The organism is Hyphomonas sp., from assembly GCF_046313975.1.
Taxonomy (GTDB): domain Bacteria; phylum Pseudomonadota; class Alphaproteobacteria; order Caulobacterales; family Hyphomonadaceae; genus Hyphomonas.
Genome location: NZ_JBKBXB010000021.1, coordinates 24902 through 37387, shown reverse-complemented (window position 1 = coordinate 37387; position 12486 = coordinate 24902). Strand labels below are relative to the sequence as shown.

10 protein-coding genes are annotated in these 12486 nt (G+C 66.9%); 6 read left to right on the top strand and 4 right to left on the bottom strand.

Translation table 11 applies throughout. The annotated features are described in order from the left end of the window. Window position 1: 1 nt before the first annotated feature. The 3 genes from ACK4TE_RS09365 to ACK4TE_RS09355 form a co-directional block, all read right to left on the bottom strand. Window positions 2–646 (bottom strand): Pr6Pr family membrane protein, encoded by a 645-nt coding sequence (locus ACK4TE_RS09365; protein WP_409911237.1) that lies wholly within the window; start codon window positions 644–646, stop codon window positions 2–4. A 3-nt stretch (window positions 647–649) separates the two neighbouring features. Further along, complete coding sequence (locus ACK4TE_RS09360) at window positions 650–1273, bottom strand: hypothetical protein (protein ID WP_409911236.1); 624 nt, start codon at window positions 1271–1273, stop codon at window positions 650–652. 122 nt (window positions 1274–1395) lie between these two features. After that, window positions 1396–1905: a hypothetical protein gene (locus ACK4TE_RS09355; RefSeq protein ID WP_409911235.1), complete on the bottom strand. Its 510-nt coding sequence runs from the start codon at window positions 1903–1905 to the stop codon at window positions 1396–1398. A 720-nt stretch (window positions 1906–2625) separates the two neighbouring features. On the opposite strand from ACK4TE_RS09355, the gene ACK4TE_RS09350 reads away from it, so the two are divergent. Further along, a complete protein-coding gene (locus ACK4TE_RS09350; RefSeq protein WP_409911251.1) occupies window positions 2626–3840 on the top strand; it encodes a DNA-packaging protein in 1215 nt (404 codons plus the stop codon). A 230-nt stretch (window positions 3841–4070) separates the two neighbouring features. Beyond that, complete coding sequence (locus tag ACK4TE_RS09345; protein ID WP_409911234.1) at window positions 4071–5522, top strand: AMP nucleosidase; 1452 nt, start codon at window positions 4071–4073, stop codon at window positions 5520–5522. Here ACK4TE_RS09345 and ACK4TE_RS09340 read toward each other — a convergent pair. Further along, on the bottom strand, window positions 5515–6117 hold the full coding sequence (locus ACK4TE_RS09340) for a cytochrome b/b6 domain-containing protein (protein ID WP_409911233.1): 603 nt from the start codon (window positions 6115–6117) through the stop codon (window positions 5515–5517). The two genes, ACK4TE_RS09345 and ACK4TE_RS09340, sit on opposite strands and share 8 nt — an antisense overlap. 216 nt (window positions 6118–6333) lie before the next feature. On the opposite strand from ACK4TE_RS09340, the gene cdd reads away from it, so the two are divergent. The 4 genes from cdd to ACK4TE_RS09320 all read left to right on the top strand — a co-directional run bounded on the left by cdd (window position 6334) and on the right by ACK4TE_RS09320 (window position 12430). Continuing rightward, window positions 6334–6729 (top strand): cytidine deaminase, encoded by a 396-nt coding sequence (cdd, locus tag ACK4TE_RS09335; protein ID WP_409911232.1) that lies wholly within the window; start codon window positions 6334–6336, stop codon window positions 6727–6729. Between the two features lie 70 nt (window positions 6730–6799). After that, window positions 6800–7492 (top strand): nuclear transport factor 2 family protein, encoded by a 693-nt coding sequence (locus tag ACK4TE_RS09330; protein WP_409911231.1) that lies wholly within the window; start codon window positions 6800–6802, stop codon window positions 7490–7492. A 187-nt stretch (window positions 7493–7679) separates the two neighbouring features. Further along, a complete protein-coding gene (locus tag ACK4TE_RS09325; RefSeq protein WP_409911230.1) occupies window positions 7680–11279 on the top strand; it encodes a toll/interleukin-1 receptor domain-containing protein in 3600 nt (1199 codons plus the stop codon). A gap of 104 nt (window positions 11280–11383) precedes the next feature. Further along, a complete protein-coding gene (locus ACK4TE_RS09320; protein ID WP_409911229.1) occupies window positions 11384–12430 on the top strand; it encodes a TIR domain-containing protein in 1047 nt (348 codons plus the stop codon). Window positions 12431–12486: the final 56 nt, after the last annotated feature.

Sequence of the window (12486 nt, the reverse complement as noted above, 5' to 3'; positions counted from 1 at the left end):
GTCAGAATTTCCGCTGGGCCGGTTTCGGCCCGGGCACGAACATCCGGCCGATGAGGATCAGTCCGCCGGCGGCCAGCAGGAAGCCGGCGGTGAGGCCGGCAACGTTCATCAGCACGCGGGCATAGCCGAGCGCGCCGGCATCGATGAAGGGGTAGGGGTAGAAGCCATCGAAGGCGCCGCGCAGGAGGGCGTAGATCGTGTAGCCGAGCGGCCAGACGATGATCTGCGGAAGGGCGGTGAGGGTGAGGCCGCGCTTGTCGTCGAAGGCGAGCCAGGCGAGGACGCTGAGCGCGGGCGTGGCGGTGTGCAGCAGCTGGTCAGCGATCAGCTGCCAGCCTTGCGGGTCCCAGAGGCCGGCGAGGAGGAGGTGGTAGATCACCCCGACCATGGCGATGTAGAGCGTGACACCCACGCGCGTGTTGGCGCCTGCGAGTAGCCGGCCGGAGGCGCTGTCGGGAGCGAGGGCGGCGACGGTGTTCACCACCGCGACCATCAGGTTCGTCAGGATGGTGAAGAAGGCGAGGTAGCGCCAGACCGCTGCGAGGGGCGTGTCGAAGGCCCCGCCGGTGAGCAGGATCCAGAGCTGGATGCCAAGACCGGCCCATGCGGCCAGGGCGATCAGCGCACGGACGATGCGTTGCGCCATGCGTTACTGCGCGGACTGGCAGGGCAGCGCGGCGGCGCGCCCGCGGGCGAAGTGGAGCGTGTCGCTGCCCGAAGGGTCCATGAACTGCTGCACAAGGAAACGGCCGGTGGAGAACTGGTTGACGCCGTCAACCGCGCTCGCGGTTTTCGGGAGCTTCACCGAGGTGCCGTCGCCGAAGGTGACATAGGCCGCGCCGGCCTCGATGGCGATGGTGAGCGGCTCGCCCTGACAAGTGTAGCGTCGGCCGGAAGGCGTGATCATCACGCGGGGGATGCCCTTGGCGAGCTCTTCAGGGTCGAAGAGCTCGAGGGAGAGGCCGGTGACCTCGCCGCGGTCCGGAATGTCGATGTCGCCATCAGTGCTGCGCAGGATGGCATAGCCGTGCTGAAGGCGGGCCTTCAGCACGAGATCGCCGCCGGGTATGAGCTCATAGGCTGGCAGGCTGCCGGTATAGGCGACCGGACCTGCGCCGCTGGCCGGGAATTCTTCGTGCAGGATCACATCACCGTTTTCGGCCGGGCGGGTGAGGTCGCGGATTTCGAGAATCAGGCGGGTCGTGGCGGGCGCCTCGATGCCGGACCAGCGCGCTTCGCCCGAGAGGGTGAGGCCCTCAGGCGGTGCCTCCATTTCCGCCTCCGCGCCTGGAGGGGAGTCTGGCGCGGAAACGGGCGCCGCCTGCTGCTGCGGCGCGGGGGAGCAGGCGGCGAGACAGAGGTAGCTCGCGCCTGCCAGACGGGTGACCAGACGCATCAGTGAGCCTGGGTGATCTCGGCTATGTCGGCGAGGGTGACGGTGCCGCAGGAAACGAGGACGCCGGAATATTCGATGCCGCCGACCGGGGCGGCGTAGTTCACCTCCTCGGTGGTGATGGCCATCGTGGCCATGCCATCGGGGGCCTTGGGGATGAGCTTCAGCCGCAGCTTCGGCGTGGCGGAGCGGTCGAGTGGGCCGGTCTGCCAGTCGAAGGTGTAGCCGCCGGTACGAACGTCGACCTTTCCGGTGACATGGAGCGTCGGGGTCGCGTCGGGACCCGGCATGAGGTTCACCCAGGCGGCCCAGTCACGCGATTCCAGCACATCACAGGTTTCGGAGGCGGATTCCACGATGACGACGTCCTCCTCGACGATGACGGTGACGGTTTCGGCCCCTTCGGTGAGGGCGGGGGTTTCAACCTTCGGCTTGTGCCAGGGCATGTACTGGCACCCGGCGAGGGCGAGGGTGGAGGCGGCAGCGGCGAGGGGGAGACGGGGGCTGAACATGGGAGCTTCCTTCCTGAACCTGAGTGAAGAAAACACGGAGTGGCGGAACAATCTGTCAAGTGTGTGACAGTGGGGGCGGGGGCCCTCTCCGCAAACCCTGCCGGGCGGAAACTGTTGCGTTCGCGGGGCCTTGCGCGCGGGGGGAAGCGCGGCAGGGCCGCGAATCCTGCGATCGAATGCGACCGGGTATCCGGCGGGGGTATGATGCCCGCATGACGAAAGCAAACCCCTCTCCCGACCTTCCCCGCCGGCGCCTGCGGCCCGGCAGCAACCGCGCCAAGGCGCAGCTGCGGCTCCTGTTCCTGCTCGGCTGGTTCGTGCCCGATATCGGCCGGCAGTTCGGCATTGCGCCGTCCACGGTGTACCGGCGGCTCGACGTGTACGGCCTGAAAGAGCCGGAGGCGCCCGGCGAGCGTGACCGGCTGGTGCGCGAGGAGGCGGGCGCGATGCTGGCAGACGCGCTGATGGCGGGCGATGCGCGCGCCGTGAAGGAGCTGACCGCGCTGGTGCAGAAACTGAAACCCGAGGCGCCGGCAAAGACCGCGCCGCAGGAAAGCAAACCTGAGAAAGTGAAAGATGAACCGTACACGGAAGACTGGCGCGCCATGGTCGCGGCCGACATTGAGCGACTGGCAGGCGTGGAGCCCGCAATGGCGGGAGGATGCGCGGGAACAAGTCCGTCAACGGACATTCCACAGGCTCGAGCCCGCGAGACAAAATCTGCTGGCGGCGCACAAGTTCCTGCTGGAGGCGCGCGATACACAGGCTCCGCCGCCGGGCCTTTCGCGGACATGGTTGTTAACGGGCGGACGCGGCGCGGGGAAGACGCGGGCGGGGGCGGAATTCGTGCGCTGGGCGGTGCTGCAGGCGGGCTACCGGAGGGTGGCACTGGTGGCGCAGACCTTTCACGATGTGCGCGAAGTGATGGTGGAGGGGCCGAGCGGCCTGTTGGCGACGGAGCCGGACCCGAAGCAGCGCCCGGTATGGCAGCCCTCCCGCCACCGGCTTGAATGGAAGAATGGCGCGGTGGCTTATGGCTTTTCGGCCGAAGACCCGGAAGCGCTGCGCGGGCCGCAATTCGACCTTGCCTGGGGCGACGAGGCGGCGGCCTGGGCGAAGGGCGAGGCGGCATGGGACAATCTTCAGCTGGCGCTGCGGCTGGGACCGCATCCGCTGGCGGTGGTGACGACCACGCCGCGGCCCGTGGCGCTGATCCGCAGGCTGATGAAGGATCCATCAGTTGTGGTGACGCGCACGCCGATGGCGGAGAATGCGGGCAACCTCGCGCCGGGATTCGTGGAGGCGATGTGGGCGGCCTATGGCAACACGCAGCTTGGCCGGCAGGAACTGGACGGGGAGCTGATCGACGATCCGCCGGGGGCCTTGTTCTTCCGTGCACAGATTGATGCGCAGCGCGTGGCGGACGTGCCCGAAATCATGGACGACCGGATCGTGGCGGTGGACCCGAACATTTCGGCGCGGCCGGGGGCGGATGCGTGCGGAATCGTGCTGGCGGGGGTGAAGGACGGCGTGGCGTATGTGCTGGGCGATGCTTCGGCGCCGGGCCTTGCGCCGATCGACTGGGCGTGGCGGGCGGTTCGGCTGGCGGAGCAGGGCGGGGCCTCGGCCATCCTCGCGGAGGCGAACCAGGGCGGCGACATGGTGCGCGAAATGCTGGCGATGACGGGCACGCGCCTGCCGGTGCGGCTGGTGACGGCGCGCCTCGGCAAGCGCGGGCGGGCGGGGCCGGTGGCGGCGCTGTATGCGCAGGGCCGCGTGAGGCATCACGGCACGCTGCATGCGCTGGAAGACCAGATGTGCCGCTTCGGCGCGCCGGGATTCGGCGAGTCGCCGGATCGGGTGGATGCGCTCGTGTGGGCGATATGGGCGCTGATGCTGGAGCGCGCAGGGCCGCGGGTGAGGGTGGTGGGGTGAGCGCTTCAGCGCGGGCGGCGGACATCAAGGCCGACGAGCCGCGGGGCGACAAGACCAGGCGTTCCGGGAAACGCGCGTTACGACGGAGATCGCGGGCGCGGGTGTTAGTGGACTGGTTCGGAACGCACCATGAACATATGGTTGCGGGAAGCCCGCGCTTCCCATCAATCGGAGAAGGGTTGAGGCCGAGTGCCGATTGACTTCGCGACCAACCCGCGCCAATGGGTGCCATGTCGAAACACACCACACCGAAAGCCGCCGTGGACGCGCTCGAAGCGCTCTACGCCGAAGCCGTCTCCGCCCTCACCGATGCCCTTGGCCGCTTCCTGCGCGACGGCACCCCGCCCGATGGCGAAGCCCGCGCCGGCGGCGTCTTCTGCTACCCGCAGTTGCGCGTCGTCTACGACCCCGAAGGCCCGCCCCCGCCCATTTCCCGCTCCTTCGGCAAGTTCTCCGAAGCCGGCATCTACATCACCACCATCACCCGGCCGGATTTCTTCCGCGACTACCTGATGGAAGTCCTCACGCCCCTGATGCGCGACTATGATGTCGAGGTGCATGTCGAGCGCTCGACTTCCGAAATCCCCTACGCCTATGTCTGGGATCCCTCGCAGGCCGCCGGGCTCGAGGAAATCGCCCCGGCCGAACTCGTCCGCTGGTTCCCCTCCCCGAAGCTCACCCTGATCGGCGATGAAGTCGCCGACGGCGAGCCCTTCGAGGCTGGCGAGGAACGCCCCCTCGCCCTGTTCGATGCCCAGCGCGTGGATTTCTCCCTGAAGCGCCTGCAACACTATACCGGCACCCCGGTCGAGCATTTCCAGAGCTATGTTCTGTTCACGAACTATCACCGCTATGTCGACGCGTTCTGCGACTGGGCGCTCACCCAGCTCGGCGGCCATACGCGCTACACCTCATTGTCCGTACCCGGAGGGCTTGAAATCTCGGCGCCCGACGAGCACAGCCGCGCCGCCATCGAAGCCTCCCCCTGGCGCCGCTTCCAGATGCCGGCCTACCACCTGCGCGCCGCCCACGGCCAGGGCATCACCCTCGTGAACATCGGCGTCGGCCCGTCCAATGCCAAGACGATCACGGACCACCTCGCGGTCCTGCGCCCGCAGGTCTGGCTGATGGTCGGCCATTGCGGCGGCCTGCGCCATTCGCAGTCGATCGGCGATTATGTCCTCGCCCACGCCTACCTGCGCGAAGACCATGTCCTCGATAGCGTGCTGCCGCCCGAAATCCCGGTGCCTCCGATCGCGGAGGTTCAGGTCGCCCTCGCCAAGGCCGCCGAGGAAGTCACTGGCGAGAAGGGCGAAGCCCTCAAGAAACGCCTGCGCACCGGCACGGTCGTCACCACCGACGACCGCAACTGGGAACTGCGGTTTACGGCGTCGGCGCGGCGCTTCAACAAGAGCCGGGCGGTGGCGATTGACATGGAGAGCGCGACGATTGCGGCGAACGGATTCCGGCTGCGTGTGCCGTATGGGACGCTGCTGTGCGTGTCCGACAAGCCGCTGCATGGCGAAATCAAGCTGCCGGGCGCGGCGAACCGGTTTTATGAGCGCGCGATCGGCGAGCATATCCGCATCGGCATCCAGACGCTGGAACGCCTCAGCCTCGATGGCGGCGCAAGCCTGCACAGCCGCAAGCTGCGCGCGTTTGACGAGCCGCCATTCAGGTAGGGGGTGCCTTCACCGGAGCTTTCCGGACCTGCACCGGAACGAAAAGCATGAACCGGGCCAAGGGCTGCTTGAACACAAGCAGGTAGGTGACATGAAGGCCGACAAAGATGAGCAGCAGGTTCCCGGCGACCTCGTGAACCTCTGACAGCACACTGTCTTCTTCGTGCTCATCATCGCGCTCGTCATCATCATCCTCGTCGTGGCGGGAGGCAGGCCGCTCTGTGCGCCGATCTGCGGTATCGGCGGCTTGGTCTGGCCGTTCGACACCCGGCTGGGACAGACCCAGAGTGCGGCCCCGGTCCATGGCAACACCGGTTCCTGCGGCCGTCACGAGACAGAGACCGATACCCAGCATCAGCGTGCGGCTGATTGCCGGATGCGCCATGGCGCGATTGAGTTTCAATCCCTGAAAGTTGGGATAAAACCGCATCAGGCCGGCCTGCCGCTCGCCGCCAACAGCCCAGAGCAGGCGCAGGACGATGATGATCGCAACGCCATATCCCAGCCAGGCATGAACCCGCCCGCTCTCCCCGGTGAGATAAGCCAGCAGCGCCAGCATGGCGAGGCTGGCATGGTAAAGGCGAATTCGGTTCATTACGGACATGGGCGGCTCACTCTTGCAACAGACATCAGGGGTCCTGCCCGGCTTGGGCATAACCCTGAATCGGATTAGGGGACTTGCCTTGCGGCGGGAATAAGTAGTTTCTCGAACCAGCCAGCACCGGGCAGGCGCAAGACAGCGAGGCGCGCAATGAGACTGAAGAACAGATCAACCCCGTGCCGGTCTCCGGCCTGATTGCAAGTGATACTCATGTCGTCCGTTGACTGGCCCGCCCTCAAATCCGCCGCCCTCGCTGCGCAGGGTCGGGCGTATGCTCCGTACTCGGACTATCAGGTCGGGGCGGCGCTGCTGGCCGGGAGCGGCGAGGTGGTGACCGGCTGCAATGTCGAAAACGCCACCTACGGCGCGGCATGCTGCGCGGAGCGCACGGCGGTGTTCACGGCGGTGGCGCAGGGGCTGACCTCGTTCCGGGCAATTGCGGTGGCGACCGGCGGGCCGGAGGCGGGCACGCCGTGCGGCATCTGCCGGCAGGTGCTGGCGGAGTTTTCGGATGGCGCGCTGGAGGTGCTGTGCTTCACCGACGAGGGCGCGGAAGCGCGCTACACGCTGGCGCAGCTGCTGCCGCATGCGTTCAGGTTGAAGTAGGGAGGTGGCCATGTGGCTGCGTGTTGGTCTGCTCGCTGTCGCTGCAAGCCTAACGGGAGCGTGCGCTGGCATGCCCAGCGGAATGGACGAAGCTGCGCTGATTGCCGAGGCTGAGGCGGCGGACCTGGCGGCGATGAAGGCGCAGAATTCAGGCGACCTCGAGACATTCGCGACCTATCTTTCGGAAGACTATGCCTACATCGACCTTTCGGGAAGCCGGATCGGCAAGGCGGCGATGCTGGCGCGCCGGGGCGAGGACAAACGCGGGGTCATATCCGAGACATCCAGTGAAGACGAGTCCGTTGTGCTTGCGCCGGGTGTGGTCATGTTCCGGGGACGGACGGATGCGGTGACGTCCTATTATGGCGGTTTACCCCGGCCGGGATCGACCCGCTATTCTGTCGTCTGGCGCAAGGAGGCGGATGGGCAGTGGCGCATGGTGGCCGCGCAGACGACGGACCGGATCAAGCGGGAATACGAGGTGAAGGTGCGCGCGGATGTGCCGGCGGAGCGGCTGGAATATCTGGCGGGCAGCTATGAGCTGGCGACCGCGCCGGCATTGACGCTGAAGCTGGAGGCGGCCGGAGGGCGCCTGCTGGCTTCTATCGACCGGCAGTTTGAAGGCATGGAATTTTTCCCCGAGAGCGAGACGGATTATTTCGCGACGGAGCGGCCGTTCGAGCTGCGTTTTGCCGAGGATGCGTGCAGCCTCGTGCTGGTGACGTTCGGGGCGGAGACAGCTGGCAGGCGGGTTGTGGACTGAGGCGCAGCGGGCGAGGGCAGCCTGATTCTGATATGGCGGAATCGCTTTGAGATTGCGCCCTCACCCTGACCCTCCGCTAAAGGGGAGGGGATCTGTTGCGCTTTGGCCGTTGGGCCCCGTTGCTCGGCGTGGCTTGCGCCTTGCCTGAAATTGGAGTGACGTGGGCGTCTTCGGCAGGAGGACGCCGGTGGTGGGAACTGTGGCAGAGACGGCAGGAGAGGACGCCCGCACGCGGGTGTTCCTCAGCTATTCGCGGCGGGACAAGGAGCTGGTGGGGCGCATCGCCGAGGGGCTCATGGCGGCGGGGTTCCTGCCGGATTTCGACCAGGCGGCGCATGACCCGGACAATGTCAGCGCGGGCATCTCGGCGGAGGACGAGTGGTGGAAGCGGCTGCAGGAGATGATCGCGGCGGCCGATGTGATGGTGTTTCTCGTGTCGCCGGATTCGGCCACGAGCGCGGTGTGCGACGAGGAGATCGCGTATGCCCGGGCGCTGGGCAAGCGGATCATCGCGGTGCTGGCGCGGGAGGTGGATTTTGCCAGGGCGCCGCCGCGGCTGTCGGCGCTGAATGTGCGGATTGATTTCTCGGGCGGCGGGCCCGGATTCGAGGCGGCGCTGAGCGGGCTGACGCGGGCGCTGGAGATGAATGTCGGCTGGCACCGCGAGGGGCGCAAGTATTTTGCGCGGGTGCAGGAATGGGACGGGGCGGGGCGGCCGAAGAGCCGGCTGCTGCGTGAGGGCGCGGTAGAGGAGGCCGAGCGCTGGGCGCTGGCGCGGCCGCGCAATGAGCCGGAGCCGGGCGAGCTGTTCCTGGCCTGGATTGCAGCCTCACGGGCGCAGATAAAGCGGGACGCGGCAGTGCGCGCGTTCTGGCGGCGGGTGACGGCGGTGTTCGTGGTGACGACGCTGGTGGCGACGGTGGCCGGGGCGTGGTTTGTCATCAACGGGCAGAGGAACCTTGGCCGCAGCGAGAGCCTGATGCTGGCGCGGACGTCAGATCAGTTCTATGGCGATGGTGACTATCTGCGGGCGCTGCACCTGGCAATTCTGGCTTCGCGGGATACTTTCCTTAATCCGTCAACGGATGAAGCGCGCGGGGCGTTTGCACGCAGCGTGCAGGCGCTGAAACTGGTTCGGACGATTGCGCTGGATGATACCGGCGCAGAAATGGATGCGGGTGTCACGCGGATGGTGCCGGCATTGGGCGGGCAACGTCTGCTGGTTTCGGCGACGGACAGCCGGGTGGACCTGTATGATGTGGACACCGGGCGGCGCCTTGCGGGGCCACTGATGTCTCCGGGGAAGGCTTCCAGCGAGCTGGTGCTGGTTTCCGGTAATGGTAAGCGCGCGCTGGTGATGTGGGCGGACAGGGCCTACCTGCTTGACACCGAAACCGGCGCGATCAGCGCCGAAGTGGCGCCGCGCGGTGAGGAGGCGCATTTCTCGGGCGCGGCGATTTCTCCGGACGGAATCCGCGTAATCCTGGCGGAGGGGCAGGACGGGCTCTGCAGTCTGCGCGACGGCGCAAGCGGCGAGGTGATTGCCGAACTTGGCGGGTATGGCGCGACCCAGGCGATAATGTACTCCGTAGACGGACGGGTGGCGATGACATACACGCTGACGGGCGTGTACCTGTGGGACGGTGTGAGCGGGGCGCCTATCAGCGCGCCGATGGAATTTCCGGAGGCGATTGCCCTGAAAGCGGTGCTGTCGCCGGACGGGCGCAGCTTGCTTGTCTCGGATGGAAACAGGACCCTGCTGCGGGATGTGGCGAGCGGTGCGGAGCGGCCCGTGCAGGCGGGCGCAATCGGAGTGCGGGAGGTTTACTTTGCGCCGGCGCGCAACCGGTTCGTGACGGTGGATTCCGGCGGCAATGTGAAGCTGTGGGCGCTGGATACCGGCGCGCAGATCGGCGAGACGCAGCGCTCCGATACAGGCGAGGGCAATGTGCAGGTGTCCGCAGAAAGCGGGCTCTACCTTGCAAAGTCCTATGTCGGCGGCGTACGCATCCTGAACCTTGAGACCGGCGCGCTGATCGTCGAAGAGGGCGTAGTGGGCGAGGAGACTTTTGCCGGGGCGCAGCTGTTGCCGGGGATGGCGTATCTTCTCTGGGATGGCAGGCAGGTGATCCGGCAGAAGATCACGGCGGCGATGCTTGATCCGGAGGCGGACTATTATGACGATATCCCGGACAGCCGGCAGATTGTGGTGTCGGAGCATCCGGGCTTCATCGAGTATATATCGGTTTCTCCGGATGGCATGGCGCTGCTGACGTACAATTCCGAAAATCAAGTGCACCAGTGGGACATGCAGCGAGGGCTAAAGACGGCGGGGCCGCTGGTCAATACGAGCTATTGGGCGTTAGAAGGCTATCTCGACGGCGGTGCGCATATCTTCACGGTCAGTGGTGACCGGATTCATGTCTGGGCCGCGCACGACGGTGAGTCGATGCCCGTACCCGAGGGGGTGATGCGCGGCGAGAGTTACAATACGGTTGTCGCGCCGCGCGGGACGCACATGCTGGCGGTTTCCGAAAGCGGCATCGGTGTGATCTGGGACATTGCGGCAGGCAAGACGGTGGGCGGCGAGGTGCTGCTGGGCGATGGCGGGTGGAGCGGCGTGTTTGACGCAGGCGGCACGACCCTGGCGATCTCGTTCGAGAATGTGATCCAGCTGATTGACCTTTCCACCGGAGAGGCCCGCCAGCCACTGATCGAGCTGGATAGCTGGGTGGGGCAGATGGTGTTTACGGAAGATGGGCGCCGGCTGGTGACGGCAGACGGGGAAGGCGCCGTGCGGGTGTGGGATGTGGCGAACCTTGAGCCGCTGGGGCCGGTGCATGGGCATACGCAGTTTGCGGAGCTGGTTGTGTCTTCAGCGGGCGAGCGGGCCGCTGTGTGGAGCGGCGCAGAGGCGCGGCTGGTGGATACGGAGACGGGCGAGACGGTGGGCGCGCCGCTGGCGCATGGCGCAACGGAGAACATCTTCAACACGCGTTTCTCCGCAGACGGACGGATTCTGGCAACCTGGAGCCGTGGCGAGCTGCGCGCCTGGGATGCGGAGACGGGCGCAGAGCGCATAGCGGCAATTGCGCTGGACGATGAGCTGCTGGACGTGGCGCTGTCGCCGGACGGCGCTCGGTTGATGGCTTTCCATACCGGATCCGTCCGGGTGTATGAAAGCCGTACCGGCAGCGAGGACGCGCCGAGGGTGGACGCTGCAGGCGTAACAGGCGGCGCGCTATCGCCGGATGCGCAGGTCGCCGTGATGTGGGATGGCGAAGGGCGGATCACGCTGTGGGATGTGGCGCGCGGCGTGTCCATCGGCAATCCGGTGGTGACGGACTTGCCGGAACAGCAGGCGGTGTTTTCGGGCGACGCGCGGAGGGTGATGCTGAGCGAGCCGGGCGGGACATTCCGTGTGCTGGATACACGCACGGGTGATGTCCTGGTCGAGTTCTATGACCCTTCGAGCGGGGAGGGCATCTGGAACGAAGCAGCGGGGCACTTGTTGAGCGTGGGGCTGGATGGGCGGCTGAAACGTTTTGACATTGCGCCGGTGCTGCGCACGGGCACGACGCGGGAGGATGTGGACTGGGCCTGTATGGCGAAGCTGTCGGGGAGTGTCGATGCAGACGGCGTGGTGGCCGTGCGGCGGCTGGACCGGGAGGCGGTGTTTGCGGCGCCGATCCTGCGCGGGCGGGAAGGCGAGGATGTGTGCGCGCCGGTGGCGGCGCCGTGGTGGGAGCGTGCGGCGGGGGCGGTGTTCGGGTGGGCGTTTCGGTGAGGGTGTTTCGCCGGAACTGTTGGTTTGCGGGGAGGGGGCGGCCCCCTCATCCCCAACCCCTTCTCCCATGGGAGAAGGGGCTTTGAGGTCAGGTAATTATTCCGATGGCTGATGTTTTTCTGTCTTATGCGCGCGTCGATCTGGCGAAGGCGGAGCGGGTGAAGGCGGCCCTGGAGGCCGCCGGGCTCAGCGTGTTCTTTGATGTCGAGGGGCTGGACGGGGGCGATGTGTTTCCGGATGTGCTGGACCGCGAGGTGAAGACCGCCGGGGCGGTGGTGAGCCTGTGGAGCCCGCATTCGCTGAGCCGGCCCTGGGTGAAGCAGGAATGTTCGATCGGGCTGAAGCGCAAATGCCTGGTGCCGCTGGCGATCGAGCCGCTGGGGCAGCTGGATGTGCCGGTGGCGTTCGAGGGGCTGCAGGTGATCGATTTCACCGGGTTTCACGCGCGCGCGGATACGCCGGAGTGGCGCCAGCTGATGCGGGCGCTGGCGCGGACGCTGAAACGGCCGGAGCTGCTGGGCGAGGCGCAGGTGGCGGCGGAAAAGCCGAAGCCGGTGAAGGCGGCAGCGAAGGGCGGGGGGATCAATCCGCTGCTGGTGGCGTTCGGGGCGCTGGCGCTGGTGGTGGGGGGCGGGATTGCGGCGGTGCAGCTGATGTCCGTCAACGAGGTGGCGAAGCTGGAGGCGCCGGAGGAGGTTGAGGCTGGGGTGGCGGCGGAGGCGGAGCCTGAACCCGAGCCGGTGAAGACGGCGTTTGTGCCGCCGGGGGCGGGGGTGACGCCGGTGCAGCCGGGGGTTTCCTGCGGGGATGTGGAGGCGCTGGTCTATTTCAATTTCGACCGGACGGACCTCACCCCGGAGGCGCTCAGCGTACTGGAAGAGGCGATGACGGCGGGGTTTGACTGCGTACTGGTGGAGGTGCGCATCGAGGCGCATGATGACCTGATCAGCAGCCCCTCCTATGCCGAGGGCGTGTCGCAGCGGCGGGCCGAGGCGGTGGCGGGGTGGCTGACGGCAAACGGGGTGGAGGTGGAGCGGATCACGCGGATCGGCTTTGGCTCGTCGCAGCCCTGGCAGCCGGGCGAGCGTTCACCGGCGAACCGGCGGGCGGTGGTGATGTTCGATTATGAGGCGCCGGGCTGGCTGGAGTGACCTCTGGTTGTTGCAGTTCCTGCACATTTCCCCTGCTTCCCACAGGGCGTTGATTA